The organism is Acidovorax sp. BoFeN1 (genome assembly GCF_003345135.1).
GTDB classification, from domain to species: domain Bacteria; phylum Pseudomonadota; class Gammaproteobacteria; order Burkholderiales; family Burkholderiaceae_C; genus Acidovorax; species Acidovorax defluvii.
Window position 1 is genome coordinate 1 of sequence record NZ_QOZT01000058.1, and the last position, 24,760, is coordinate 24,760.

27 protein-coding genes are annotated in these 24,760 nt (G+C 64.7%); 18 read left to right on the top strand and 9 right to left on the bottom strand.

Features of this window, described 5'->3' with window-relative positions:
• Nucleotides 1–245: 245 nt before the first annotated feature.
• The 6 genes from DTW89_RS13085 to DTW89_RS13110 all read left to right on the top strand — a co-directional run bounded on the left by DTW89_RS13085 (nucleotide 246) and on the right by DTW89_RS13110 (nucleotide 5,244).
• Nucleotides 246–1,367, top strand: coding sequence for an MlaE family ABC transporter permease (locus DTW89_RS13085; protein WP_024813749.1), 1,122 nt, complete (start codon nucleotides 246–248; stop codon nucleotides 1,365–1,367).
• Between the two features lie 154 nt (nucleotides 1,368–1,521).
• Entirely contained in the window at nucleotides 1,522–2,361 is an 840-nt protein-coding gene (locus DTW89_RS13090) for an ABC transporter ATP-binding protein (protein ID WP_114656268.1), read from the top strand.
• The gene (locus DTW89_RS13095) at nucleotides 2,361–3,338 is read left to right on the top strand and encodes an MlaD family protein (RefSeq protein ID WP_024813751.1); all 978 of its coding nucleotides are present in this window, start codon (nucleotides 2,361–2,363) and stop codon (nucleotides 3,336–3,338) included. The genes DTW89_RS13090 and DTW89_RS13095 overlap by 1 nt, the downstream gene beginning before the upstream one ends.
• An 11-nt stretch (nucleotides 3,339–3,349) precedes the next feature.
• Nucleotides 3,350–4,018: an ABC-type transport auxiliary lipoprotein family protein gene (locus tag DTW89_RS13100; protein ID WP_111865842.1), complete on the top strand. Its 669-nt coding sequence runs from the start codon at nucleotides 3,350–3,352 to the stop codon at nucleotides 4,016–4,018.
• Between the two features lie 339 nt (nucleotides 4,019–4,357).
• Entirely contained in the window at nucleotides 4,358–4,576 is a 219-nt protein-coding gene (locus tag DTW89_RS13105) for a CsbD family protein (RefSeq protein WP_024813753.1), read from the top strand.
• Between the two features lie 89 nt (nucleotides 4,577–4,665).
• Nucleotides 4,666–5,244, top strand: a complete 579-nt coding sequence (locus DTW89_RS13110) for a hypothetical protein (RefSeq protein WP_114656269.1) — start codon at nucleotides 4,666–4,668, stop codon at nucleotides 5,242–5,244.
• A 316-nt stretch (nucleotides 5,245–5,560) separates the two neighbouring features.
• On the opposite strand, the gene DTW89_RS19765 is transcribed toward DTW89_RS13110, so the two are convergent.
• The 4 genes from DTW89_RS19765 to DTW89_RS13130 all read right to left on the bottom strand — a co-directional run bounded on the left by DTW89_RS19765 (nucleotide 5,561) and on the right by DTW89_RS13130 (nucleotide 9,212).
• Nucleotides 5,561–5,890, bottom strand: coding sequence for a hypothetical protein (locus tag DTW89_RS19765; protein WP_236637135.1), 330 nt, complete (start codon nucleotides 5,888–5,890; stop codon nucleotides 5,561–5,563).
• Nucleotides 5,887–7,299: a cell envelope integrity protein CreD gene (creD, locus tag DTW89_RS13120; RefSeq protein ID WP_114656270.1), complete on the bottom strand. Its 1,413-nt coding sequence runs from the start codon at nucleotides 7,297–7,299 to the stop codon at nucleotides 5,887–5,889. Before creD ends, DTW89_RS19765 begins: the two co-directional genes overlap by 4 nt.
• Nucleotides 7,300–7,402: 103 nt before the next feature.
• Complete coding sequence (locus DTW89_RS13125) at nucleotides 7,403–8,188, bottom strand: alpha/beta fold hydrolase (protein WP_114656271.1); 786 nt, start codon at nucleotides 8,186–8,188, stop codon at nucleotides 7,403–7,405.
• A 10-nt stretch (nucleotides 8,189–8,198) separates the two neighbouring features.
• A complete protein-coding gene (locus DTW89_RS13130; protein ID WP_236637136.1) occupies nucleotides 8,199–9,212 on the bottom strand; it encodes a M14 family zinc carboxypeptidase in 1,014 nt (337 codons plus the stop codon).
• Nucleotides 9,213–9,474: 262 nt separating this feature from the next.
• On the opposite strand from DTW89_RS13130, the gene DTW89_RS19535 reads away from it, so the two are divergent.
• Both DTW89_RS19535 and trhA read left to right on the top strand, forming a co-directional pair.
• On the top strand, nucleotides 9,475–9,645 hold the full coding sequence (locus DTW89_RS19535; protein WP_201741004.1) for a hypothetical protein: 171 nt from the start codon (nucleotides 9,475–9,477) through the stop codon (nucleotides 9,643–9,645).
• A 9-nt stretch (nucleotides 9,646–9,654) separates the two neighbouring features.
• Nucleotides 9,655–10,305 (top strand): PAQR family membrane homeostasis protein TrhA, encoded by a 651-nt coding sequence (gene trhA / locus DTW89_RS13135; RefSeq protein WP_114656272.1) that lies wholly within the window; start codon nucleotides 9,655–9,657, stop codon nucleotides 10,303–10,305.
• A gap of 79 nt (nucleotides 10,306–10,384) precedes the next feature.
• Here the strand turns inward: trhA and creC are convergent, their stop codons facing one another.
• The 3 genes from creC to DTW89_RS13150 form a co-directional block, all read right to left on the bottom strand.
• A complete protein-coding gene (gene creC / locus DTW89_RS13140) occupies nucleotides 10,385–11,833 on the bottom strand; it encodes a two-component system sensor histidine kinase CreC (protein WP_114656273.1) in 1,449 nt (482 codons plus the stop codon).
• Between the two features lie 88 nt (nucleotides 11,834–11,921).
• The gene (locus tag DTW89_RS13145) at nucleotides 11,922–12,629 is read right to left on the bottom strand and encodes a winged helix-turn-helix domain-containing protein (RefSeq protein ID WP_114656274.1); all 708 of its coding nucleotides are present in this window, start codon (nucleotides 12,627–12,629) and stop codon (nucleotides 11,922–11,924) included.
• 6 nt (nucleotides 12,630–12,635) lie between these two features.
• On the bottom strand, nucleotides 12,636–13,271 hold the full coding sequence (locus tag DTW89_RS13150) for a MarC family protein (protein WP_114656275.1): 636 nt from the start codon (nucleotides 13,269–13,271) through the stop codon (nucleotides 12,636–12,638).
• Between the two features lie 244 nt (nucleotides 13,272–13,515).
• Here DTW89_RS13150 and DTW89_RS13155 point away from each other — a divergent pair, with 244 nt between their 5' ends.
• Entirely contained in the window at nucleotides 13,516–14,205 is a 690-nt protein-coding gene (locus DTW89_RS13155; RefSeq protein WP_114656276.1) for a dienelactone hydrolase family protein, read from the top strand.
• An 89-nt stretch (nucleotides 14,206–14,294) separates the two neighbouring features.
• Here DTW89_RS13155 and DTW89_RS13160 read toward each other — a convergent pair whose 3' ends face one another.
• Both DTW89_RS13160 and hemB read right to left on the bottom strand, forming a co-directional pair.
• Nucleotides 14,295–15,428, bottom strand: a complete 1,134-nt coding sequence (locus DTW89_RS13160; protein ID WP_114656277.1) for a magnesium transporter CorA family protein — start codon at nucleotides 15,426–15,428, stop codon at nucleotides 14,295–14,297.
• A gap of 59 nt (nucleotides 15,429–15,487) precedes the next feature.
• Complete coding sequence (gene hemB, locus DTW89_RS13165) at nucleotides 15,488–16,495, bottom strand: porphobilinogen synthase (RefSeq protein WP_111868746.1); 1,008 nt, start codon at nucleotides 16,493–16,495, stop codon at nucleotides 15,488–15,490.
• A gap of 168 nt (nucleotides 16,496–16,663) precedes the next feature.
• Here hemB and DTW89_RS13170 point away from each other — a divergent pair, with 168 nt between their 5' ends.
• From DTW89_RS13170 to DTW89_RS13210, 9 genes are all read left to right on the top strand, one after another.
• Complete coding sequence (locus tag DTW89_RS13170; protein WP_114656278.1) at nucleotides 16,664–17,092, top strand: CopD family protein; 429 nt, start codon at nucleotides 16,664–16,666, stop codon at nucleotides 17,090–17,092.
• A gap of 18 nt (nucleotides 17,093–17,110) precedes the next feature.
• Complete coding sequence (locus tag DTW89_RS13175; protein ID WP_024813766.1) at nucleotides 17,111–18,208, top strand: VanZ family protein; 1,098 nt, start codon at nucleotides 17,111–17,113, stop codon at nucleotides 18,206–18,208.
• Nucleotides 18,209–18,217: 9 nt separating this feature from the next.
• Nucleotides 18,218–18,577, top strand: coding sequence for a (2Fe-2S) ferredoxin domain-containing protein (locus DTW89_RS13180; protein ID WP_024813767.1), 360 nt, complete (start codon nucleotides 18,218–18,220; stop codon nucleotides 18,575–18,577).
• A gap of 83 nt (nucleotides 18,578–18,660) precedes the next feature.
• A complete protein-coding gene (locus DTW89_RS13185; protein WP_114656279.1) occupies nucleotides 18,661–19,302 on the top strand; it encodes an alpha/beta hydrolase in 642 nt (213 codons plus the stop codon).
• A 101-nt stretch (nucleotides 19,303–19,403) separates the two neighbouring features.
• Complete coding sequence (locus DTW89_RS13190) at nucleotides 19,404–20,573, top strand: D-alanyl-D-alanine carboxypeptidase family protein (RefSeq protein WP_114656280.1); 1,170 nt, start codon at nucleotides 19,404–19,406, stop codon at nucleotides 20,571–20,573.
• A 234-nt stretch (nucleotides 20,574–20,807) separates the two neighbouring features.
• A complete protein-coding gene (gene rpsL, locus DTW89_RS13195; protein WP_024813771.1) occupies nucleotides 20,808–21,185 on the top strand; it encodes a 30S ribosomal protein S12 in 378 nt (125 codons plus the stop codon).
• A 164-nt stretch (nucleotides 21,186–21,349) separates the two neighbouring features.
• The gene (rpsG, locus tag DTW89_RS13200) at nucleotides 21,350–21,823 is read left to right on the top strand and encodes a 30S ribosomal protein S7 (protein ID WP_005798541.1); all 474 of its coding nucleotides are present in this window, start codon (nucleotides 21,350–21,352) and stop codon (nucleotides 21,821–21,823) included.
• A gap of 147 nt (nucleotides 21,824–21,970) precedes the next feature.
• Nucleotides 21,971–24,073 (top strand): elongation factor G, encoded by a 2,103-nt coding sequence (gene fusA, locus DTW89_RS13205; RefSeq protein ID WP_114656281.1) that lies wholly within the window; start codon nucleotides 21,971–21,973, stop codon nucleotides 24,071–24,073.
• Nucleotides 24,074–24,291: 218 nt separating this feature from the next.
• Nucleotides 24,292–24,760: GTP-binding protein (locus DTW89_RS13210; protein ID WP_114656282.1), on the top strand; the 469-nt coding region annotated here is incomplete at its 3' end.

The window sequence follows — 24,760 nt, forward strand, 5'->3', positions numbered from 1 at the left end:
GCGGTGTATGCACTGAACCACCGGCCACGCAAGTGCCTGGGCTGGCGTACTCCGCATGAGGTGTTCTATGGGCTGGAGATCACTCCGCTTAGACTTGAGACTCGCGCACTTCGTACTTGAATCCGCGATAATAATTGCACGCACAGTGCTCGCGGCTGTGCTTGTGCTTGGCGCATGGTCCGGGCCCAGGCCGTTTGCGCTGCTTTTGCTTTTTTCCAACCATGGTGGCTTGCGCCGCCCCATCCATGAGCGATCTTTCGCCTCGCATCGTCTTTGCCGAATCACCCGAAGGGCCCCAGGCGCAATTGCTGGGCCGCTGGGGTGCGGCCGAGCTGGGCCACCGTGAGCACTGGCACGCGCTGGCGGCACAGTTGCGGAAGCAACCGGTGCCTCCGGGAGGATGGGACCTGCGCAGCCTGCAGTGGCTGGACCATGTGGGCGCGCAGTTGCTCTGGAAGCATTGGGGCCAGAAGTGGCCGCAGCATTTGCAGCTGACCGACCCCCAGCGCGCCATGCTGGAGCGTGTGGCAAGCCTCACCGTAGTGCCGCCGCCCGCAGAACCCTGGCGCCTGTCCGAGCAGATGGACCACCTGGGTGTGCTGGTGCTGCATGGTGCGGACCACGCCAGGCACATGGTGCAGCTGGTGGGGCAGCTGATGCTTGACCTCGTGCGGCTGGCGCGTGCGCCGGGGCGCGGGCCCTGGCGTGATGTGTCGGGCCATGTGTACCGCATGGGTGCCACGGCGCTGCCCATCACGGCGCTGGTGGGGTTTCTCATTGGCGTGGTGCTGGCCTACCTGATGAGTCTGCAGCTGCGCCAGTTCGGGGCCGAGTCATTCATCGTCAATATTCTGGGCATTTCGTTGATTCGCGAGCTGGGCCCCATGCTGGCGGCCATTCTGGTGGCGGGGCGGTCGGGCTCGTCCATCACGGCCCAGATCGGTGTGATGCGGGTTACCGAAGAGCTCGATGCCATGCGCGTGATGGGCATTCCCCATGGCTTTCGCCTGGTGCTGCCGCGCACGCTGGCGCTGGCGCTGGCCATGCCCCTCATCAGCGTGTGGACCACGCTGGCGGCACTGGCTGGCGGCATGCTGGCGGCCGATGTGGCCATGGACATTTCGCCGGCGTATTTTGTCGAGGCGTTGCCCTCGGCGGTGAAGATTGGCAACCTCGGGCTGGCGATGTCCAAATCGGTGGTGTTTGGCGCCCTGATTGCCCTGATTGGCTGCCACTGGGGGCTGCGCGTCAAACCCAATACGCAGAGCCTGGGCGAGGGCACGACGGCCTCGGTCGTGACGTCCATCACCATGGTGATCATCGTGGATGCGCTGTTTGCCGTGGCATTCAAGAACATCGGAATATGAGGAAGCATCCCCCTGATGCGCTTCGCGCCTTCCCCCTTCTCTCGCAAAACGTTGTTTTGCGGGAAGGTGAACGCGGCCAGCTCGGCGGGGCGGCCCTTGAGCGGCGGCCGCTGGCTTCGTGCGCGCCAGTTTCAAATTCAAAGAGAGGGTGCCCATGACGGAGCGCACCGCCAAACCCGGGCACATCGCCGTCGCGCCTGGCGAGCCGCCCGTTGTGGACGTGCAAGGGCTGTGGACCACGTTCGGCAAGGGCAACGAGGCCTTTTCGGTGCACCAGGACCTGCAGCTGTCGGTGCAACGCGGCGAGATATTGGCGCTGGTGGGGGGCTCGGGCACCGGCAAGACCGTGCTGCTGCGCCAGATGCTGGGCCTGGCCAGGCCGACGCGCGGTAGCGTCACGGTGCTGGGCCAGCCGGCCTCGGAAATGGGGCGCGAAGGCGCTGCCAGCCGTGTGGGCATGCTGTTCCAGCACGGCGCCCTGTTTTCGGCCTTCAACGTGCTCGACAACGTGGCGTTTGCCCTGCGTGAGCAAGGCACTTTGCCGGCCGATGTGGTGCGTGACGCGGCGCTGGTCAAACTGCAGATGGTGGGCCTCAAGCCCGAGCACGCCACCCGCATGCCCGCCGACCTGTCGGGCGGCATGGTCAAGCGCGTGGCGCTGGCGCGGGCGCTCATCATGGACCCCCCGTTGCTGCTGCTCGATGAGCCCACGGCGGGGCTTGACCCCAGCAGTGCAGACGATTTTGTGGCCCTGCTGCGCGAGTTGCATGCAGCGCTGGGCCTGACCGTCGTGATGGTCACGCACGACCTCGATACCCTGTTTGCGCTGAGCACCCGGGTGGCTGTGCTGGCAGACAAGAAAGTGATCGTCACCGGCACGCCCCATGAAGTGACGCGCTACCCTCATCCGTTCATAGAACACTTTTTTCTGGGTGAACGCGGCCAGCGCGCCATGGCGCCAGTGCATAACGCGGTTACCGCCAAGGAATCCTGATGGAAAACAAATCCCACGCCCTCGCCGCTGGCATCTTCGTGCTGGCGGTGGCCGCCATGCTGGCGGGTCTGGCGATCTGGCTCACCCGCGACAACACCAGTTACCAGCACTACGAGCTGACCAGCAAGGACGGCGTTACCGGACTGCAGCCACAGGCCGCCGTGCGCTACAAGGGCGTAGCCGTTGGCAAGGTCACGCGCATTGGTTTTGACCCCCAGATTCCGGGCAACGTGCTGATCCGCATCGCCGTCAACGACCAGGCCCCCATTACCCCTGGCACCTTCGCCGTGCTGGGCTACCAGGGAGTCACCGGCCTGGCCCATGTGCAGCTGGACGATGAGGGGGTGGCGCAGCCGGCAGTGCCCCCCGGCCCCAGTGGCCTGCCACGGCTGCCGCTGCGCAGCTCGCCGCTGTCACGCCTGGCGGACCAAGGCCCCGCCATCCTGGGCCAGGTGGAAGAAGCCACGCACCGCATCAACACGCTGCTGGGCGATGACAACCAGAAACGGTTCAGTGCGGCACTCGACAGCATGGGGCAGGCGGCCAGCAGCGTGGCGACCCTCACCCAGCGGCTGGACACCACCGTGAAAGAGCGCCTGGACCCCACCCTGGCGGCCCTGCCGCCCCTGGTAGGCGACGCGCGCCGGACCCTCAAGGCGCTCGAACAGGCGGGGTCGCAGGTGTCCACGCTGGCCATCGACATCGGTCAGACCAACAAACGTCTGGGCGCTGAAGGCGGTGCCCTCGACCAGATCACCCAGGGCACCCAGTCACTGGCGCGCGCCGCAGACCAGTTTGGCAGCGTTACCCTGCCGCGCCTGAACCGCGCCGCAGACGACACCTCGCGTGCTGCGCGCCAGTTTGGGCGCACGGCCGGGGGCATCAACGAAAACCCGCAGCTCTTCATCTATGGTGCAGGCCGTGCCGGCGCCGGCCCGGGAGAGCCCGGTTTTGAGGCCCCCAAGGTTCAACCCTGATCGAATACGCCATGAAAACTATCAAAACAATAGCTGCTAGCGCTTATCCATCAATGGCTGCGGTCGTATTTGTTGCATTTTTTGTGGCAGGATGCTCGATCTTGCCCTCCCCGCCATCGCGCCCCGTGCACTACGACTTCGGCCCGGGTGCCATGGCGCCAGTGCCCACCGACCGCCGTGCACCGCTGCCTGCGCTGGCCCTGGCCGACGTAGAGGCCCCCGGCCTCGCCGAAGGCAGCACCGCCGTGCTCTACCGCCTGGCTTACACCGATGCCCGGCAACTGCGCCCCTACACCCAGGCGCGCTGGAGTCAGCCGCCTGCGCAACTGGTGCAGCAGCGCCTGCTCGACCAGCTGGGCCAGCGCCGTGCCGTGCTCACGCTCGAAAGCGGTGCCGCCCAGGCCCGCGCCGGCGGCAAGCTGCCCACCGTGTTGCGCGTGGACCTGGAGGAGTTCAGCCATGTCTTCACCAGTGCCACCGAAAGCGTCGGCCTGGTGCGCTTGCGTGCCACGCTGTCAGAGCCCGCGCAGACCGGTGAAACATTGCTGGGCCAGCGCGTTTTCATCGTGCAGCGCCCCGCAAGCAGTGCCGATGCCGCTGGCGGCACGCGTGCACTGGCCGAAGCCACCCACCAGGTGGCGCAAGAATTGGCACGGTGGGTGGAGCAGCTCGGACGATGAGCGGCGCCTGAAGGCGCGCTCGCTGTCAGCACCAGGCGCAGCAAGGGGAGACCACTGCGTTCGAGCGCACCGCCTTTAGGCAGCTGCCTGCACCGTGCGCTTGGGTGTTTATCTCTGGCGTGCGCGGCGTGCGCGGCGTGCGCTTGGCGGCTGTCTGTCCCGCGCGAGCAATGTCTGGCTTTTTTCTTTCAGCACCGTAGTCCTGCGCTGACGCGTGCTTCGCAGCATGGCCTACGCGGCGCAGCGGCCATCGTTTTTACAGTGGGCTCCATCGCATCTCGCATTGGTTCCACGCATTCCGGGTGGACGGCAGAGGCGAAATTTTCGAGGAAGCACACCATGAACGAAGACACCCTCCAAGGCAACTGGAAGCAGTTCAAAGGCAAGATGGTCGAGCAGTGGGGCAAGCTCACCGATGACGATTTCGACGTGATCGCCGGTCGGCGCGATCAGTTCCTGGGCAAGCTGCAGGAGCGCCACGGCATCGCTCGCGATGCGGCCGAAAAGCAGCTCAAGGAATGGCAGGACCGCCACCCCGAGTTCCGTTTCAAAGACTGATGCGCCGCGCGTTTGCGCAACGAGCTCATTTGTTGGTGCGCAGGCGTTGTGGCGCCTGCGCCTTCCCGAACATCACCAAGGATTGACCCATGAAAATTGCACGCACACTGATTGCATCCATCACCGCGGGCCTGTTGGCCACCAGCGCTTTTGCACTGACGCAGCCTGAATACAAGGCGGCGAAAGACACCATTGAAACCGACTACAAGGCCAGCAAGGAAAAGTGCAATGCCTTGACCGACAACGCCAAGGATATTTGCGTCAAGGAAGCCAAGGGCCATGAAGATGTCGCCAAGGCTGAGCTGGAAGCGCAATACAAACCCAGCACCAAAGCTGCTTACAAGGCCCGCGTGGCCCGTGCCGATGCCGACTACGCCATCGCCAAGGAAAAATGCGACGACCTCAGTGGCAACGCCAAGGACGTTTGCGTGAAGGACGCCAAGGCTGCCCATGTGACCGCCAAGGAAAACGCCAAGGTAGCCCAGGCACAGGCCAAGCCCGCCGACACACCCGCCGCCAAGGGCGCTGCCGTGGCCGAGGCACGCAAGGACGCGTCTGCCGAGAAGAACGAGGCCAACTACAAGGCCGCCAAGGAGCGCTGCGACACCATGCAGGGCGACGTCAAGTCCAAGTGCGTGGACGACGCCAAGCGCATGTACGGTCAATAAACAATCTGTTGGGCGATCCGCAAGGATTGCCCGAACGGTTGCGACCCCGAGAGCCCCGCCCAGAGCGGGGCTTTTGCATGGTGTGTACGTCGCGGGGTTCACACTGCCCAGGATGCGGCGCCGTGCACCGCCAAGAACCAGGCGCTCAATGGCACGGTGACGATCTGATGAGATTTGGCGCTCATTCAATGCTATCTAAACAATAGCTGTTAGCGCTTTATCCTATTGCGCTGCAGGCTGTTTTCACTAAATTATTTGCGTCACGGCGTCACGGCGTCACGGCGTCACGGCGTCACGGCGTCACGGCGTCACGGCGTCACGGCATCGGACGACGTGGCAGCCGCAGGCCCGCCATCCGCCACGACAGTTCCCTCAGTGCGCGCCGCAATGCCGGCGAACCGGGCGGCAGGCAGGTGGCTTGCAGCACATCCTGTTTGGCTTGCTCCAGCGCGGCGCGGTCTTGCACCTGCAGCGCGGCCAGCAGACGGTCGCGGTGGCGCTGCAAGCGCAGCGCTTCGCCCTCGGACAGCCCGGACACCGCAGCCGCCGCCGCCGAGGCAAGATAGTGCGCCCAAACCTCTGGTGCTTTGGCACCAAGGGGCGTTTGCATGGGCGTTGCGGGCGTGCGTTGCGTGGCGGTTGTCATGCGGCCTCCGGGCGGGTGGTGCCGTGGGTGGCGCCAGCACGTGCGGGTGCCAGTCCATACCAGTTCACGTTGCGGGTGAGCACCATGACGGCGGAGAGCACCATGAACAGCGCGATGGCGCCTACCACCAGGGCGGTCTGCTCCAGTTGCAGCAGCACATAGAGCAGGCCATACAGCAACGCAATGCCCGCGCCCAGTGGCACGCCCCGCGCCAGGCTGCCCAGCATGTGGCTGGCGTAGTAAGCCAGCAGCAGCACGCAGGCCGTGGCGGCAATGGCATACGACACCCCGAACGGCAGGTGCTCCGACAGGCTTACCAGCAGCAAGAAGAAGCTGCACAGGGCGCTGCCCACCAGCAGGTATTGCACCGGGTGCACGCGCAGTTTTTTCATCAGCTCGAACAAGCCCACCGCCACAAAGGTCAGCGCAATAAACAGCACCCCGTATTTGGTGGCACGGTCCGACAGGGTGTAGGGGTTGACCGGGTCGATGAAGGCCACGCTGAAGCTGTCGGCGCAGTCGCGCTCCGCCGTGGCGGCCAGGGCATGGTCGCTGCCCGCAGTGCTGGCTGCGTCACACACCTTTTTTCCGTTGGCAATGTCGTGCTGGGCCGTAGTGGCCAGCGCCGACAGGCGCCAGCGGGCGTTGAAGCCGTCGGCCTTCACCTCGCGCTCGGAGGGCAAAAAACGCCCCGCAAACGAGGGATGGGGCCAGCTGCTGCCCATCTGCACCTCGGTGTTGCCGCCCAAGGGCACCATGGCCAGGCGCTCGGTGCCCACCAGTTCGAGTTCCAGCGTGGCCGAGAGGCCGTTGGTCTGGTCGCGCACGGCCTCGGGCAGCGCGGCGTGCAGCCCCCGGCTGTAGGTGGGGTGAAAGGTGCCTGGTTTGAGCGGCAGCGTCTGCTCGTCCAGGGTGAGCTGTGCGGTACGGATGCCGCGGGCATCGCCCACCGCCATCATCAGGATGGGGGCGCCGCACTGCATGCGTGATCCTTTTACCGTGGCCTGCGGCTGCAGGCTGGCCAGCGAGCCCCATTGCGCCGTGATGTGGGCCTTGAGGTTGTAGGTGTTCACCTTGTGCAGGCCGCGCGAGCGCTCCTGCATGGCGGCGCCCGATTGCAGCGTGAGTTGCTCAGGCATGGCGGTCAGCAGAAACTCGCGCCGCTGCTCGGTGGCGCGGCGCTCCTCTCCCTGGCCGGTGGCCACATCCCAGCTTTCCACGCAGGCGCTGTGGATCATCGGGCCCACCAGGGTTTGCGGGCCGGCGAGGCTGTTGGCCACGCCCTGTGCCGTCATGCTGCGGTAGCGCTGGCGGTCGCGCACCACGTCTTCGATCAGACCCAGGCCGAACAGCAACAGCAGGGTGATGGCTGCCAGAGCGGCCAGTTTGGTAAACAAGGGGTTTTTCAAGGGCTCCTCCACGGTGAATGTGAAGGCAGTGTTGTTGCCCCGGGTGAGGCCACGATGAAGTTTGTGAGGTGAGCGTGAAGTGCGCGCGTGGCCCAAAGCGCGGCTATGGGTCCGTGGCCGGGGCTCGTTGCGATGGGGCTGTGCGGGCCAGCCATTGCTGCACCTGCTCTATGACCCACTGGGGCGCGTCCAGCGGCAGGTCGTGTCCGGCCTGCGGGTGCACTGCCAGGGCGCAGTGCCAGCTGCGGGCAATTGCCAGGGAGCAGCGGCTGTCCACCAGCTGGTCGCTCTGGCTGGTGAGCAGCAGGATGCGAGGGCTGGGCGCCACCGTGGGCGCGCGGTAGCGTGCCGCCGCCACCAGCTGGCGCAGGGCGTTGATGGCCGACACCGGGCGTCGGGTGCGGGCGGCAACCCAGTCGTCAATGACGGCAGTGCGTGGGCCTGGCGCATTGCTTGTCAGCCGCCACACCGTGCGCTCGATGGCGTCGGCCGATGGGGGGTGCAGCACCAGTCGCAGCAGCGCGGCGTAGTTGCGAGGTCGCAGCCGGTGAAAAAAGGGGCTGAACGGGCGAAAGCTGGTGTTCACCAGCACGCACCCCCTGATTTCTTCGGGCGCAGTGCGCGCCCATTCGGTGGCCACCATGGCGCCCAGCGACATGGCAAACAAATGAAACGGTGGCAACACCCCTTGCCTTGCCAGTTCGGCGCGGCAAGCCGCCACCATGCCCTGCACGGTGAGCGGGCTTGGCAGGGCATGGAGCTGGCCGTTGCCCGGCAGGTCGAGCGCCACCACCTTGGCCTGGGGCAAGGCAGTCTGAAAATCGCCCGCAAAGGCACCCCAGTGGGAAGCCTCCCGGGTCAATCCACGCAACAAAATCCAGGTGTCCATGGGGGCGCGCTCAATACCACTCGGCCAGTGCATTGGCTCGGCGTTGTTCGTAGTTTTCCTTGCTGGGCACCCAGCGCAGGTGGCTGCAGGCCGCACGCGACAGAAAATCGAGCAGCGCCAGATGCCGGCGCAGCACCCGCTGCTGGCGGTGGTCGATCAGCGGATTGAAGATGCCCAGGCGCGAGAACAGCTGGCGCGGGTTCTTCTTGATCCAGATCCACGAGCCCATCTCCAGCGTCAGCGGCAGGAAAATGCGTTCGGTGTTCTCACAGGCCTGCAGATACAGGTAGTCCCACAGGTCGCCGTGGGCGAGGTACTGCGCGCTCTGCGGTTCGATGATGTACTGGTGGTTGCTGTGCGCCTGCAGGAAGATGTTTTTGAGCGCATGCAGCTCGTTGAGGTGCGCAATGGGTTTGCGGGTGTGGGCAAACGGAAACCACAGGCGGTCCCGCACGCCAAAACCCGAATGGCAATCGAGCGCAATGCTGAACGGCCGGGGCAGCAGCTCGGTGCGCACCACCTCACACAAGGCCTGGCTCTCGATTTCCATCGGCGCGCCAAAGGGGCCGCGGTACCAGGGCAGCCCTGCGCTCAGGCGCTGGCCACCCATCAGCAACGGCACGCGGTCCAGGGCCTGCACCGGCGCATTGCGCATCAGGTCCACACCGTTGGGATTGGCGCGTGTGGCCGCCCACATGCCACCGGGGTTGACGATGGGCATGAACACCAGGCGCACATGTTCGAGTTGCTGGTGCAGCGTGGTGTCCCAGCGCAGCCGCATGACGATGTTTTGCAGATAGGCAATCACCACCTCGGCGCCGATCCGTTCCAGGCCGTGCACCCCGCCAAAAAAGCCCACGGCGGGAATGCCGGGGCTCGGGTTGCCAATGCCAATCGAGTAGATGGGAAAGCTTGCGCCCGACGCCACGCTGACCTCGCGCACCACGCGAACCTGCAGGTCCGGGCCGCCCTGTTCCAGAATCTTTTCCAGGGCCCGCAGTTCGGGCAGAACGTTTTCGGGCACGGTGGTGGAGGGCGGGGTTGCAGAGGGGGGACGCCGCAGCATACCGCCCGCCTGGCCTTGCGTGTTGATCGAACCTGCGGGTGTGGCAAATGCGCCGACGGACGCCAAACTGTCACATACCGCAGTTACCTTGCAGTGGCCCACAACCTTCTCCAAAGGCCTCGCATGCTCTGGAAACTGCTCGGATTGCAGAGACTCTTCGACGAACTGTTCGACGAAACCTGGCGTTGGCTGGATTTGCCGGGCAACGACTGTTTCTCCCATGAAGAATTCACGTCCCCATCGCCAGCGCAGGATTGACGCCATGCGCTGGCTCATGCTGTGCGGCCTGGTGGGCTGCGGCATGGCGTGGGGTTTGGTGGAGTTTTTTGCCCTGCAGCGGGCGCGCTACCACGCCTGGCGCGACCGCCAGCAGACTGCGCTCCCGCACTAGGAACGGGCGATGGGCCGGTTTTTCCTTTCGGGCAACGCCGGGCGCCCGCAAAGCCGTGGCGAGGAAATCGCCAACGCGGCCAGCCACGGGGCGGCGTTGGCCGCAGCCGTGGTCGCCGGTTACTGGCTGGTGGCCTGGGGGCGAAGCCTGAGTGCAGAGGGCTTTGCCGGTGTCTGCGTTTTCGTGGCAACGATGGTGTGGCTGTACCTGGCGTCCACCGTTTACCACGCGTTGCCGGAGGGCCGCGCCAAACGGGTTTTTCTGAAGCTCGACCACGGCGCGGTGTATCTGTTCATTGCGGGCAGTTACACGGTCTTTGCGTCGGGGCACCTTGGTGGCCCAGGGGCTGGCGCCATGCTGGTGGTGGTGTGGCTGGTGGCCGCTACAGGCATGGTGCTCAAGGCCATGGGCCGTCTGTCGTCGCCGTGGTGGTCCACGGGCGGGTATCTCGCCATGGGGTGGCTGGTGTTGCTGGCGGCGGTGCCCATCCTGGAGCGTGCGTCTGCGGCGGGCGCGCAATGGCTGGTGGCCGGGGGCTGCCTGTATACCTTGGGGGTGGTCTTTTTTGTGCTGGACGCCCGCATTCGGTATGCCCACGCGGTATGGCATGGGTTTGTGGCGGCGGGAACGGCTTGCCACACCTGGGCGGTGCTGGGCTGACGGGTTGCAAGAACGCCGCAATCCGGCGGCTGTGGTCTGCCCATGGCGAAGGGGCGTGCCGCGTTGTGCGCACGCCCGTTTATCCGGCTGGAAACTCCAGCACCACCCGCAACCCTGGCTGCGTGTTGCGCACGGCCAGGTGCCCGCCATGCAGGGCCATCACGCGCCGCACTATGGCCAGCCCCAGGCCGGAGCCGCTGCGCTCGCCGCCCGGCCGTGCGGTGGTGAAAAATCGTTCACCCAGGCGCGGCAAGGCGTAGTCGGGCACGCCGGGCCCGCTGTCCTGTACGGCCACGTTGGTGCCGTCGAGTTCGATGCGAATGATGCTGCCAGCCGGGGAAAAATCCATGGCGTTGTCGAGCAGGTTGGTCAGGGCCATGGTCACCAGCTCGGCCTCCCACGGCCCGCTGGCACCCGCACCGCTGAGCGTGAGTTGCAGGCCCCGCTGCACCGCCCGGGCGTGGCTGCTGGCAAGGGCGGCGCTGGCGCAGTCGTGCAACGACACGGGGCTGCGCACCTCGGCGTGCTGGCGCTGCTCCAGCTTGCTCAGCTCCAGCAGGCGGTCGATGAGCCGCTGCAGCCGCTCGCTTTGCTGCACGACCTGGGTGGCAAATTGCGCCCGGTCGGCGGCGGGCAAGTCTTCCTGCAGCAGCTCGCCCGCGCCACGGATGGCGGCCACGGGGCTTTTGAGCTCATGGGTGAGTGCGCGCACATAGCCTTCGATGTAGTCGTGCCCTTGTAGCCGCGTGCGCATGCGGTCCATGGCGCGCGCCAGGTCGCCCAACTCGCCGGGCACCCGGGGCACGGCCAGTGCGGTGGCCGGGAGGGTGTCGTGCTCGCCATCGGCGGGGCCCTGCACGCTCAGGGCATAGTCGCGCAGGCGGCGCACGTTCCACACCATCCACAGCGTCACGGCCACGCCCACGGCGGCCGACAGCAGCAACAACACCAGGCCGCCCATCAGCACCTTGCGTTCGGCCCGGTCGATGAAGCGCTGCACGGTGCGCACGGGCTTGGCCACGGTGAGCACGCCGGCGATGCGCCCTTGCACCAGCACCGGGGCGGCGACGTGCATCACACCGCTGGTGTCGTCGCTGGGCACTTCGCGGGTCATGCGCGCGCCGTATTCGCCGCGCAGGGTGCGGGCCACGTCGCGCCACTGCGAGAAGTCCTGGCCCACCGCCTGGCCCTGTGAGTCGAACAGCACGCGTCCGCTGGCATCGGTGACGTAGATGCGGTAATCCAGCGACTGCTTGGCAAAGCCCCAGATGCCTGCGTCCACGGGGCGGCTGGCGTAGTTGCGCACATGGCGGGCAAAGGCGCTGCCAGCACCTTCGCGCTCCAGGCGCCCTGCCGCCACGTCATCGCTGGCCAGCTCGGCCAGGAGGTTGGCGGTGTCCACCATCATGTCTTCCATCACCTCGCGCACGCTGGGCTTGATTTCGGCGGCGAACACGCGCAGCACGAAAAAGGCCGCAATGCCGTTGATGAGGAAGAACGCGAAAAGCAGGCGGATGCCAAGGCGCATGGGTCACCAATGCGGGGTCAGTGGGTATCAAAAATCATAGCTACTGGCGCTTGCTGTGTAAGCGCTGGAGGCCGATTTGGCTCATATTTCACAGGTTCAGGCAGTAACCCATGCCCCGGTGCGTCTGTATGTATTCGCGCGACGGATCGGTCTCGCGCAACTTGGCGCGCAGGGTCTTGATGTGGGTGTCCACGGTGCGGTCCTGGCTGTCGCTCTCGTCGCCCCAGGCGGCTGCCAGCAGGGCGTCGCGCGTGTGGATGCGGCCTGCGCCCGCCAGCAGGCAGGCCAGCAGGCGGTATTCGCGCCGGGTCAGTGGCAGCGGCTGGCCGTGCAGGCTGATGCGCTGGCCCACCGTGTCGTCGTGAAACAGAGGCGGGGCTGCGGCCATCGCGGCTGCGGGCGCACCGGCACGGCGCAGCAGCGCCTTGACGCGGGCTGCCAGTTCGCGCGGGCTGAAGGGTTTGCTCAGGTAGTCGTCGGCGCCCAGTTCCAGGCCCAGCACGCGGTCCAGCTCTTCGCCACGGGCGCTGAGCATCAGCACCGGCGTGGCACGCGGCGTGCCGGGTGTTCCGGGCGCGGCCGGGGTGTTGCGCACTTGCTGCAGCAAATCCAGCCCGCTGCCGTCGGGCAGCCCCACGTCGAGCACCAGCAGGTCGAATGCCCGGGCCTGCATCTGCTGGCGGGCATCCCGCAGCAGCAGGCTGTGCGTGACGCCCAGGCCATCGCGTTCCAGCGTGTAGATCACGGTCCGGGCGATGGCCGGGTCGTCTTCCAGCAACAGCAATTGGGCAGCCAAGGGGTGTTACCTCGTGCCGAGAATGGGAAACAGCTTGCCCAGGCCGTCGGCCATCACCTCCACGGCAAGTGCCGCCAGGATCAGGCCCATCAGCCGCGTCATCACGTTGATGCCTGTTTTGCCCAGCACGCGGGCAATGGGGTCGGCGAGCGAAAAGCACAGCGCCGTGGCGAGCGCAATCACCACGCCATAGCCCACCAGCGCCGCGTGCTGCCAAAAGGTTTGCGCGCGGTCGGCGTAGATCACCACGGTGGACATGCTGGCAGGCCCGGTGAGCAGGGGGATGGTGAGGGGCACCACGGCAATGCTGCTGCCTGCGGCGGCTTTTTCGGCGCCTTCTTCGAACTCGTGCGTGTGGGGCTTGGCTTCCGCCGGCTGTGCGTTGAGCATGTTCATGGCGCTGATCAGTAGCAACATGCCTCCGCCCACCTGAAAGCTCTGCAACGAGATGTTGAAGAACTCCAGAATCTGCAGACCCAGCAGGGCACACGCTGCAATCACGCAAAACGACGCCAGGGCCGCGGTGCGGATGGTGCGCCGACGCTGATCGCTGGAAAACCCCTGGGTGTAGTGGATGAAAAACGGCACGATAGCCAGCGGGTTCACGATGGCCAGCAAGGTGATGAGGGGTTTCAGATCCATCGGTGGCCTTCGAAAATGCGCGTGGGGGTGGTGCGGGTGGTACGGGTGGCATCTGGCAGCCGCCACGCGCGGGCCGTGGCCGCCCCGATGCGGCGGCCTGCGCGGGTGACAACAACCACTTTGAGCACAACCGGTCTCCTGCAAGAATGGGGTGCATTACAGCATCCCGGCACCGGGCCGGAGTGCATTCGAGGGTGGCGGTGGTGTCTTTGCACCACAGGTTTTCTTCTCAAGGAGCAATTGCATGGGCCAGTTTGTCAATCTGACGTCGCAGGACGGTTTTGTGGTGCCCGCCTGGGTGGCCCAGCCCGACGGAGCGCCGCGTGGCGCCGTGGTGGTGCTGCAGGAGATCTTCGGTGTCAATTCGCACATCCGTGCGGTGGCCGACCGCTTTGCGGCGCGTGGCTATCTGGCAGTGGCCCCCGCCACCTTCGCGCGCGTGCAGCCGGATGTGGACCTGGGCTACAGCGAGGCCGACATGGGGGCGGGCTTTGGCCTGAAGACGGCGGTGGAGGCACTGCCCGGCGCCGGTGCCATGCCCGACATCCAGGCTGCCATCGATTACGCCGCGCAGCACGGTGGCGGCAAGGTGGGCATTGTGGGTTTTTGCTGGGGAGGCCTGCTGGCCTGGCGCGCGGCCTGCAGCCTGAAGGGCTTGTCGGCGGCGGCGTGCTATTACGGCGGCGGCATGACCACGGTGGCCGAAGTGGCGCGCCAGCCCCAGGTGCCGGTGCTGGCACATTTTGGCCAGCGCGACCACTGGATTTCGGTGGACAGCGTGCAGGCTTTTGCGCGCGCGCACCCCGATGTGCAGGTGCATGTGTACGACGCCGACCATGGCTTCAACTGCGACCAGCGCGGGTCGTATGACGAAGCCTCGGCCCTGGTGGCGCGCGACCGCACCCTGGCCTTCTTTGCAAAGCACCTGGGGTAGGACGGCGTTTTCAGGGTGGCCGGGGCGCCGCAGGGGCGTGTGTGTGGCACGGGGGCTCGGCCACGGTGCTGCGGCCCTTCAGCCCAGGGTCACTGCCCGCTGGTGCGTGCCAGGTAGCGCTTGCGCCAGAACAGCGCCACCAGCCCCGTGGCAATCGCCGTCATGGAGCCCAGCGCCCACCAGAATCCGTCTTGCTTGTGGATGAGGGGCAAAAACTCGAAATTCATTCCAAAAATGCCCGCAATCAGGTTCAGCGGCAAAAACACGGCGGTCAGCGCGGTGAGCGTGCGCATGATGTCGTTGGTGCGATTGCTTTGCACAGAAAAGTGCATCTGCACGGCGGTTTCGGTGCTTTGCTCCAGCCGCCGCACATGGTGCACCACGCGCTCGATGTGTTCGAGCACGTCGCGGCTGCGCACCTTGAGCAGGTCCAGATCGCGCTGGCCGGCACTGCTGTCGGGCAGGGCCCAGGTTTCCAGCTCGTCGATCCAGTTTTGCACGGCGGTGCGCTGGTCTTCGCAGATCTCGTCGAGCTGGTGCAGCGACAGGCGTGCTTCGAGCAGCGAGCTCCAGTTCACAAAGCGCGCCCGGGGCTTGAGCAGCTCGTTTTGCCAGTGATCGAGCTGGCGCGTGAGGTCGCGGCGCAGGTCCAGGTAGCCATCCACCATCAGGTTGACGACGCGCAGCATCAGGTCGGCGGTGCTGGACGGCTGGCGCGCCCCGGGTGCCGGGCTGGCGGCACGACCCTCGTGCAGATCGGTGGATGCGGTGACCAGCAGGCGCGCGGCATAGGCATCGCGCACGGCGCAGTCGGTGGGGTGTACCGACAGCAGCACATGGTCAAACATCGCAAACCCGACCGGGCTGGTGTCGATGCGGCGCAGCACCGGGGGGCCGCTGCGCCGCACCGGTGCCACAGCCGCACCTTCCGGGTGGCCTGGCTCGGCGGTGGGCGGCATGGCGGCCAGGCGGCGAAACACCAGGAGGTCGTACTGCGAGGTGTAGTCGTAGCGCGAGGGCAGCTGCGCATTCAGCAGGTCTGAGACATGCAGGTCCACCAGTTGCAGACCGGTGATGCCTTGTAGTGAGGCCTGGATCTGCCCCAGCTGTGTGCTGAAGACGGTGCGTGCGCAAGACACCCAGAAAAACCCCTGGCCGGGTGGCTGGCTCGGCAGCGCGTTCAGCTCGATCGCGCCACCGGCGTGGATGTGGAAGATGCGCATGCCGCTCAATTTGGGGTGAAAATGGCCTCTGGCGCTTATTGGATAAGCGCCAATAGCTATTATTTTAGGAGCAAACGCGCGGCGTCGCGGGCAAAGTAGGTCAGCACGCCGTCGGCGCCTGCGCGTTTGAAGGCCAGCAGGCTTTCCATCATCACGGCATCGTGGTCGAGCCAGCCGTTGGCGGCGGCGGCCTTGATCATGGCGTATTCGCCGCTCACCTGGTAGGCGAATGTGGGCACGCGGAACTCGTCTTTCACGCGGCGCACGATGTCCAGGTAGGGCATGCCGGGCTTGACCATCACCATGTCGGCGCCTTCGGCGATGTCCAGCGCCACTTCGCGCAGGGCCTCGTCGCTGTTGCCCGGGTCCATCTGGTAGACGAACTTGTTGCTCTTGCCCAGTGCGCCGCGCGTGCCCACGGCGTCGCGGAAGGGGCCATAAAACGCACTCGCGTATTTGGCGCTGTAGGCCATGATGCGGGTGTGGATGTGGCCCTGCACCTCAAACGCCTCGCGGATCGCGCCGATGCGACCGTCCATCATGTCGCTGGGCGCCACGATGTCCACGCCCGCTTCGGCGTGGGTGAGGGCCTGGCCGGTGAGGATCTCCACCGTTTCGTCATTGATGATGTAGCCGGTGTCGTCGAGCACGCCATCCTGGCCGTGGCTGGTGTAGGGGTCGAGCGCCACGTCGGTCATCACGCCCAGGTCAGGAAACTCTTTTTTCAGCGCCCGCACCACGCGGGGGATCAGGCCGTCGGGGTTGAGCGCCTCCTTGCCGTCGGGTGTTTTGAGGGCGGGGTCGATGGCCGGGAACAGCGCCAGCACCGGAATGCCGAGCTTCACGCAGTCTTCGGCCACCGGCAGCAGCAGATCCAGGCTCAGGCGGTCCACGCCGGGCATGGACGCCACGGCCTCGCGCTGGTTCTGTCCCTCGTGCACGAACACGGGATAGATCAGGTCGTGGGGCGTGACGGCGTGCTCGCGCACCAGGTTGCGGGTAAAGCTGTCACGGCGCAGGCGGCGTGGGCGGCTTTGCGGAAAGGGGGTGGGGCTGGAGAGGTGCATGGTGGAATTATGAAGCCCCCTGCGTCGCTTCGTCCCGCCCCACGGGGCGGCGGCCGGGGCGGCGCTGTGGTGGGTGGCGCTGCAAAAAAAGGCGGCCGTGGCCCGGCGGACGTGCCGGGCTGGTGCGGGTTGGCCGTGGCCGTGCGCGCAGGCCCTTAAACTGCGGGCATGCTCTGGATCAAAGCCCTTCACATCGTTTTCGTGGCCAGCTGGTTTGCCGGCCTTTTCTATCTGCCGCGCATCTTCGTCAATCTGGCGATGGTGGCGCCCGGCTCGGTGGCCGAGCGCGACCGACTGGTGCTGATGGCGCGCAAGCTGCTGCGCTTCACTACGCTGCTGGCAGTGCCGGCCGTGGCGCTCGGCCTGTGGCTGTGGCTGGGCTATGGCATCGGCTGGGGGCCGGGCAATGGCTGGATGCACGCCAAGCTGTTCGTGGTGGTGCTGGTGATTGGCTACCACCATGCCTGCGCCGTGCTGCTGCGCAAGCTCATCGCCGGCAGCAGCCGAAAGAGCCATGTGTGGTTTCGCTGGTTCAACGAAGCGCCCGTGCTGATGCTTTTGGTGGCTGTGGTGCTGGTGGTGGTCAAGCCGTTCTGACACCCTGGGGCCGCGCCGGTGCACAAAACCTCTGCCTGGCCGCTTGCGCTGATCCATGCAGCGCTGATTGTTTTTGCCAGCCTGTTCCCCTTTGACGGCTGGCGCGATCAGGGCATCGATCCCTGGATTTTTTTGTCGGCCCCATTGCCGCCGCCGTACTGGACGGGGTTTGATGTCGCCGTCAACGTGGCGGGTTACGTTCCCCTGGGTTTTTTGCTGGCGCTGGCGCTGCTGCGCTGGGGGCACGAGCGCTGGGCGGTGCTGCTGGCAGCGCTGGCGGGCGCTTTGCTGTCGCTGCTGATGGAATACCTGCAGATCTATCTGCCCCGGCGTGTGCCCTCCAATCTGGACCTTCTGCTCAACGCCATCGGCGCGCTCGCGGGGGCGTGCGCGGCAGCGCTGCTGGAGCGCTGGGGAGCCATCGACCGCTGGAGCGATTTCCGCGCCCGCTGGTTTGTGCAGGATGCGCGCGGAGCACTGGTGCTGCTGGCGCTGTGGCCCATGGCGCTGTTGTTTCCGGCGGCCGTGCCTTTTGGCCTGGGCCAGGTGCTGGAGCGGCTGGAGCTGGGCCTTGAAGACATGCTGGCCGACACCCCCTTTCTTGGCTGGTTGCCGGTGCGCGACGTGCCACTGGAGCCCCTGTCGCCGGGCGGCGAGCTGCTGTGCGTGACGCTGGGGCTGCTGATCCCCTGCCTGCTTGGGTATTGCGTCATTCGCCATGTGGGGCGCCGGGCCCTTTTTGCCCTTGCCGTGGTGGTGGTGGGCATCGGGGTGACGGCCCTGTCGGCGGCTTTGAGCTGGGGGCCTTTGCACGCCTGGAGCTGGCTGGGTTTGCCCACGCGCGTGGGGGTGTGGGCTGCGCTGGCGCTGGCGGCGATGCTGCTGGCTTTGCCGCGGCGCGCCAGTGCGGCGGTGCTGCTGCTGGCATTGGCGTGGCACCTGGGGCTGCTCAACCAGGCGCCCACCAGTGCCTATTTTGCCCAGACGCTACAAATCTGGGAGCAGGGGCGGTTCATCCGATTTTTTGGCCTGGGCCAGTGGGTCGGCTGGCTGTGGCCTTATGCCGCACTGGCGTATGTGTTCTTTCGGGTGTCGCGCCGGGAGCCGAAAAACTAGAATGTCCCCATGAGCGACACCCCCTCCACACCCGCCGCGGCGCCTGGCTATTTCGCCCGCCACATCTTTTTTTGCCTGAACGACCGTGCCAACGGCGAAAACAGTTGTGCCCACCACGGCGCCCAGGAGGCTTTTGACCGGTGCAAAGATCAGGTCAAGGCGGCTGGGCTGGCGGGCCCCGGCAAGGTGCGGGTGAACAAGGCGGGCTGCCTGGACCGCTGCGCAGCCGGCCCCGTGGCCGTGGTGTACCCCGAGGGAACCTGGTATTCCTATGTAGATGCCAACGATGTGGATGAAATCGTGGAATCGCACCTCAAGAACGGCAAGATCGTCCATCGCCTGGTCACGCCAGCAGAACTGGGGCGCTGAGCGCTGCTCTGTGTGTTTTGAGTGTTTTTGGCGTCTGGCGCTTATGTGATAAGCGCTATGTGCTATCAAATAAGTAGTAAACCTTGAATGTACAAACCGAACGACTGACGCTGACTGGCGCCGCAGGAACCATCGAGGCCGCCCGCGATGCAGCGTCCCTGCCCGACGGCGCGGCCCCCCGTGGCGTGGCCATCCTGGCCCATCCCCATCCACTGTTTGGCGGCACCATGGACAACAAGGTGGTGCAGACCCTGGCGCGCGCCTTCACCCAATGCGGCTGGACGACGGTGCGGTTCAATTTCCGGGGTGTGGGCGCCAGCGCCGGCGTACACGACGAGGGGCGCGGCGAGCTGCAGGATCTGCTGGCCGTGGTGCAGCAGGTGGCGCCCCAGGGCCCGATAGCGCTGGCAGGTTTCTCGTTTGGCGCTTTTGTCACCAGCCACGCACTGGCCGCCCTTTGGGGCGAGCGCGAGGTGGCGCAGGCGGTGCTGGTTGGCACCGCAGCAAGCCGCTTCACCGTGGCCCCCGTGCCGCCCGAAGCCCATCTGCGCACGCTGGTGCTGCATGGCGAGCTCGACGACACCGTTCCGCTGTCGGCAGTGCTCGACTGGGCACGGCCCCAGATACTGCCTGTCACAGTCGTCCCCGGTGGCGGCCATTTCTTTCACGGACAATTGACCCTGCTGAAGAATCTGGTGGTGCGCCACCTCCAGTCTGGGCGGTGAAGCCTGGGCCGTTGCGGGTGCTGCGCGCGCCAGGCGGCGTTTTCAGGCTTCACCTTTTGTGCTTTTTTATCCCCGGGCCTTGCGCCCCATTTTTCTGCCCCATGAAACGAATCCTGCCCGCACTGCGATCCCTGGCTCTTTTTGCTGCGGTCGCGCCCGCCGCCTTCTGGGCCCACGCCCAGGCGCCCCAGCCCCCCGAGATTGCCGCACGCACCTACATGCTGGTCGATGTGACGGCCAACCAGGTGCTGGCGGCCAAAGACATTGATGCGCCGGTTGAGCAGGCCTCGCTCACCAAGCTCATGACGGGCTATCTGGTGTTTGACGCGCTGCGCGCCAAGAAGGTCACGCTGGACCAGAAGCTGCCCGTGAGCGTGCGCGCCTGGAAGATGCCCGGCTCGCGCATGTTCATCGACCCCAAGATGCAGGTGCCGGTGGACGATCTGCTCAAGGGCATGATCGTGCAGTCGGGCAACGACGCCACCATGGCGCTGGCCGAGGGCGTGGGTGGCACGGTCGAGAATTTCGTCAAGCTCATGAACGACCAGGCGCAGGCCTTGGGCATGAAGGGCACGGCCTACAAGAACCCCGAGGGGCTGACGGAACCCGGCCACACCACCACGGCGCGCGATCTGGCCACCCTGGCCACCCGGCTCATGAAGGACTTCCCGGAGTACATGCACTACTACGCCACCAAGCAATACAGCTACCCCGGCACGCCTGCCTCCAACGGCAACAACCGCAACTCGCTGCTGTTCCGCGATCCCACGGTGGACGGCCTCAAGACCGGTCACACCGCTGCTGCCGGTTACTGCCTGGTGGCCACCTCCAAGCGTGATTTCCCCAACGTGGGTCAGCGCCGCCTGCTTTCCATCGTGCTGGGCGCCGCCAGCGAGAATGCCCGCGCCAACGAAAGCCAAAAGCTCCTGAACTGGGGCTACACCGCCTTTGATGCCGTCAAGCTGTTCGATGCGGGCCAGCCCGTGGCCACACCCGCAGTGTGGAAGGGTACAGAAAGTACCATCCGGATCGGCCGCGCTGAGGCCATCGTGGTGGCTGTGCCTTCGGGCAGCGCCGGCAAGGTCACCACCCAGATCGTGCGCCAGGACCCATTGGTGGCGCCCTTCACCAAGGGCCAGGCGATTGGCTCGCTCAAGGTCGTGCTGGGCGACCAGCCGCTGACCGAAGTGCCGCTGGTGGCTCTGGATGGCGTCGAGCAGGCAGGTGTTCTGGGCCGGGCCTGGGATGCGATCCGATTGTGGATCAAGTAACCGCCTCGTGCTGTCGGTCATCAAAAAAGATAGCTGTCAGCGCTTAACCCATAAGCGCCAAGCATCAATTTGATGGTAGTTTCTGTCAATCAGATAGATGCAGCAGTGGCAGGGCCGAGCTCTACGGGGCTTGCCCGTTGAGGTCTGCCCTGCTACATTAGAAGGCTTTTCGGAATTTCCGAAGGGATTCACGTTTTCGCTTTCACGAAGCATTTCACGTTTAGGGACGTATTCATGCCAACCATTAACCAGCTCGTGCGTCAGGGGCGTCAGGTCGAAACGACCAACTCCAAAAGCCCTGCGATGCAAAACTCTCCACAGCGCCGTGGCGTGTGCACCCGTGTGTACACCACGACGCCTAAGAAGCCAAACTCCGCTCTGCGGAAGGTCGCCAAGGTTCGCCTGACCAACGGTTTCGAAGTCATTTCCTACATCGGCGGCGAAGGCCACAACCTGCAAGAACACAGCGTCGTGCTGGTTCGCGGCGGTCGTGTCAAGGACTTGCCCGGTGTGCGTTACCACATCGTGCGCGGTTCGCTCGATTTGCAAGGCGTGAAAGACCGCAAGCAGTCGCGCTCCAAGTACGGTGCCAAGAAGCCAAAGGCCAAATAAGCCTGCGGTTGATCGATATAAAAGGTGCTGTTTCCCGCGTGGCGCGGTGATGCAGCGTAGTGACCCTAAGCGCAAATGTCTGCGTGGGTCGAGTAAGTGGGAGTCCTGAATGGCTCTCGCGGTGTCTGAAAAGATGCCAACTGAAGCAAGAATGAGGTGAAAAAATGCCACGTCGTCGCGAAGTCCCCAAACGTGAAATCCTGCCGGATCCAAAGTTCGGCAATGTAGAGCTGTCCAAATTCATGAACGTGATCATGGAAGGCGGCAAGAAGGCTGTTGCAGAGCGCATCATTTATGGTGCCCTGGAACTGATCGAGAAGAAGCACCCTGATAAAGACCCTCTGGAAGCTTTCACTGTTGCCATCAACAACGTCAAGCCCATGGTTGAAGTGAAGTCCCGCCGCGTCGGTGGTGCCAACTACCAGGTGCCAGTCGAAGTGCGTCCTGTCCGTCGTCTGGCTCTGTCGATGCGCTGGATCAAGGAAGCCGCCCGCAAGCGTGGCGAGAAGTCGATGGCCCAACGTCTGGCCAACGAGCTGCTCGAAGCCACCGAAGGCCGCGGCGGCGCCATGAAGAAGCGTGACGAAGTGCACCGCATGGCCGAAGCCAACAAGGCGTTCAGCCACTTCCGCTTCTAAAAACGCGGATTTGTCCCCGTCAGGGCCAAGGCTGCCGGCATTTTTTGCCTGCAGCCTTGTGTTGATTGGGGCAGTCACAAAACAGTCGGGGCAGGCCTGCAAGATGGCCCTCCGACCTCCTAATTCAAAGATCACCAAGGATCCACCATGGCACGCAAGACCCCCATCGAGCGCTACCGCAATATCGGTATCTCGGCCCACATTGACGCTGGCAAGACCACGACCACCGAACGTATTCTTTTCTACACCGGCGTGACCCACAAGCTGGGTGAGGTGCATGACGGCGCTGCCACCACGGACTGGATGGAGCAAGAGCAAGAGCGTGGCATCACGATCACTTCCGCTGCCGTGACCTGCTTCTGGAAGGGCATGGACCTGTCCTACCCTGAGCACCGCTTCAACATCATCGACACCCCGGGTCACGTGGACTTCACGATTGAAGTCGAGCGTTCCATGCGCGTGCTCGATGGCGCCTGCATGGTGTACTGCGCTGTGGGTGGCGTGCAGCCCCAGTCGGAAACCGTCTGGCGCCAAGCCAACAAGTACAAGGTGCCCCGTCTGGCCTTTGTGAACAAGATGGACCGCACCGGCGCCAACTTCTTCAAGGTCGTCGAGCAGATGAAGCTGCGCCTGAAGGCCAACCCTGTGCCCGTCGTGATCCCGATTGGTGCCGAAGACAAGTTCCAGGGCGTGGTTGATCTGCTCAAGATGAAGGCCATCATCTGGGACGAAGCCTCGCAAGGCATGAAGTTCGAGTACCAGGAAATCCCTGCCGACTTGGTGGAATCCGCCAAGGAGTGGCGCGAGAAGATGGTCGAAGCGGCAGCCGAAGCCACTGAAGAGCTGATGAACAAGTACCTCGAAGAAGGTGACTTGAGCGAAGAGGAAATCAAGGCGGGTCTGCGCCAGCGCACCATTGCCACCGAAATCCACCCCATGCTGTGCGGCACCGCCTTCAAGAACAAGGGCGTGCAACGCATGCTGGACGCCGTCATCGACTACCTGCCTGCACCGACGGACATTCCGGACGTGACGGGTACCGACGAAGATGAAAACCCAGTCACCCGCAAGGCTGACGACGGCGAAAAGTTCTCGGCACTGGCGTTCAAGCTGATGACCGATCCGTTCGTTGGTCAGCTGACCTTTGTGCGCGTGTATTCGGGCGTTCTGACCAAGGGAGACACCGTTTTCAACTCGGTCAAGGGCAAGAAAGAGCGTATTGGCCGTATCGTGCAGATGATGGCGAACGACCGCGTCGAAGTTGATGAAATCCGCGCCGGCGACATCGCTGCCTGTGTGGGCCTGAAAGACGTGACTACCGGTGAAACGCTGAGCGACATCGACTCGCCGATCATTCTGGAGCGCATGGTGTTCCCCGAGCCTGTGATCACGCAGGCTGTCGAACCCAAGACCAAGGCCGACCAGGAAAAGATGGGCATCGCGCTGCAACGCCTTGCTGCCGAAGATCCATCCTTCCGCGTGAAGACCGACGAAGAATCGGGCCAGACGCTGATCGCCGGTATGGGTGAGCTGCACCTGGAAATCATCGTGGACCGCATGAAGCGCGAGTTCGGCGTGGAAGCCAACGTCGGCAAGCCCCAGGTGGCCTACCGCGAAACCATCCGCAAGACGGTGGAAGAGGCCGAAGGCAAGTTCGTGCGCCAGTCGGGCGGCAAGGGCCAGTACGGCCACGTTGTGCTCAAGATCGAACCCAACGAAGCCGGCAAGGGCATCGAATTCGTCGACGCCATCAAGGGTGGTGTGGTTCCTCGCGAATTCATCCCGGCCGTGGAAAAGGGTATCAACGAAGCCGTCACGCAAGGCGTGCTGGCTGGCTACCCTGTGGTGGACGTCAAGGTCACGCTGCACTTCGGTTCGTACCACGATGTGGACTCGAACGAACTGGCGTTCAAGATGGCTGCCATCTTCGGTTTCAAGGAAGGTTGCCGCAAGGCCAACCCCGTGATTCTGGAGCCCATGATGGCCGTGGAAGTGGAAACGCCTGAAGACTACGCCGGTAACGTGATGGGCGATCTGTCCTCGCGTCGCGGCATGGTGCAAGGCATGGAAGACATTCCTGGCGGCGGCAAGGCCATCAAGGCCGAAGTGCCACTGTCGGAAATGTTCGGCTACTCGACCACGCTGCGTTCCGCAACGCAAGGTCGCGCCACCTACTCGATGGAATTCAAGCACTACAGCGAAGCACCGCGCAATGTGTCGGAAGCCATCATGGCTGCGCGCTCCAAATAAGTCCTGGGGGGCAATGCCAGCTTCGCTGTTGTGTCCCCATCGACTTTGCTGAAAAGGCCGCTGGCGCTTATCTAGTAAGCGTTGGTAGCTATAAACTTAGTAGCAACTTATTTTGCAATCTGCGATCCGGTGCCGCCCCGTTGCCTGTGCAGGGCGAATCAGCAACCGGATGCAGACGTTAAACCAATACACAGGCATCGCTCTTTGGAGAATTAAAAATGGCAAAAGGTAAGTTTGAACGCACCAAGCCCCACGTCAACGTGGGCACCATCGGCCACGTGGACCATGGCAAGACGACGCTGACGGCGGCCATCGCCACGGTGCTGTCCGCCAAGTTCGGCGGCGAAGCCAAGGCCTACGATCAGATCGACGCAGCGCCTGAAGAAAAGGCCCGCGGCATCACGATCAACACCGCCCACGTGGAATACGAAACGGCCAACCGCCACTACGCCCACGTCGACTGTCCCGGTCACGCCGACTATGTGAAGAACATGATCACCGGCGCTGCCCAGATGGACGGCGCCATTCTGGTGTGCTCGGCCGCTGACGGCCCGATGCCTCAGACCCGTGAACACATCCTGCTGGCCCGCCAGGTGGGCGTGCCTTACATCATCGTGTTCCTGAACAAGTGCGACATGGTGGACGACGAAGAGCTGCTCGAACTCGTCGAAATGGAAGTGCGCGAAC

Excerpts from the sequence above, each read along its gene's own strand:
- DTW89_RS13085 (WP_024813749.1), top strand. The coding sequence starts at position 246 with ATGAGCGATCTTTCGCCTCGCATCGTCTTTGCCGAATCACCCGAAGGG.
- DTW89_RS13090 (WP_114656268.1), top strand. The coding sequence starts at position 1,522 with ATGACGGAGCGCACCGCCAAACCCGGGCACATCGCCGTCGCGCCTGGC.
- DTW89_RS13095 (WP_024813751.1), top strand. The coding sequence starts at position 2,361 with ATGGAAAACAAATCCCACGCCCTCGCCGCTGGCATCTTCGTGCTGGCG.
- DTW89_RS13100 (WP_111865842.1), top strand. The coding sequence starts at position 3,350 with ATGAAAACTATCAAAACAATAGCTGCTAGCGCTTATCCATCAATGGCT.
- DTW89_RS13105 (WP_024813753.1), top strand. The coding sequence starts at position 4,358 with ATGAACGAAGACACCCTCCAAGGCAACTGGAAGCAGTTCAAAGGCAAG.
- DTW89_RS13110 (WP_114656269.1), top strand. The coding sequence starts at position 4,666 with ATGAAAATTGCACGCACACTGATTGCATCCATCACCGCGGGCCTGTTG.
- DTW89_RS19765 (WP_236637135.1), bottom strand. The coding sequence starts at position 5,890 with ATGACAACCGCCACGCAACGCACGCCCGCAACGCCCATGCAAACGCCC.
- DTW89_RS13125 (WP_114656271.1), bottom strand. The coding sequence starts at position 8,188 with ATGGACACCTGGATTTTGTTGCGTGGATTGACCCGGGAGGCTTCCCAC.
- DTW89_RS19535 (WP_201741004.1), top strand. The coding sequence starts at position 9,475 with ATGAAGAATTCACGTCCCCATCGCCAGCGCAGGATTGACGCCATGCGC.
- trhA (WP_114656272.1), top strand. The coding sequence starts at position 9,655 with ATGGGCCGGTTTTTCCTTTCGGGCAACGCCGGGCGCCCGCAAAGCCGT.
- creC (WP_114656273.1), bottom strand. The coding sequence starts at position 11,833 with ATGCGCCTTGGCATCCGCCTGCTTTTCGCGTTCTTCCTCATCAACGGC.
- DTW89_RS13150 (WP_114656275.1), bottom strand. The coding sequence starts at position 13,271 with ATGGATCTGAAACCCCTCATCACCTTGCTGGCCATCGTGAACCCGCTG.
- DTW89_RS13155 (WP_114656276.1), top strand. The coding sequence starts at position 13,516 with ATGGGCCAGTTTGTCAATCTGACGTCGCAGGACGGTTTTGTGGTGCCC.
- DTW89_RS13160 (WP_114656277.1), bottom strand. The coding sequence starts at position 15,428 with ATGCGCATCTTCCACATCCACGCCGGTGGCGCGATCGAGCTGAACGCG.
- hemB (WP_111868746.1), bottom strand. The coding sequence starts at position 16,495 with ATGCACCTCTCCAGCCCCACCCCCTTTCCGCAAAGCCGCCCACGCCGC.
- DTW89_RS13170 (WP_114656278.1), top strand. The coding sequence starts at position 16,664 with ATGCTCTGGATCAAAGCCCTTCACATCGTTTTCGTGGCCAGCTGGTTT.
- DTW89_RS13180 (WP_024813767.1), top strand. The coding sequence starts at position 18,218 with ATGAGCGACACCCCCTCCACACCCGCCGCGGCGCCTGGCTATTTCGCC.
- DTW89_RS13190 (WP_114656280.1), top strand. The coding sequence starts at position 19,404 with ATGAAACGAATCCTGCCCGCACTGCGATCCCTGGCTCTTTTTGCTGCG.
- rpsL (WP_024813771.1), top strand. The coding sequence starts at position 20,808 with ATGCCAACCATTAACCAGCTCGTGCGTCAGGGGCGTCAGGTCGAAACG.
- rpsG (WP_005798541.1), top strand. The coding sequence starts at position 21,350 with ATGCCACGTCGTCGCGAAGTCCCCAAACGTGAAATCCTGCCGGATCCA.
- fusA (WP_114656281.1), top strand. The coding sequence starts at position 21,971 with ATGGCACGCAAGACCCCCATCGAGCGCTACCGCAATATCGGTATCTCG.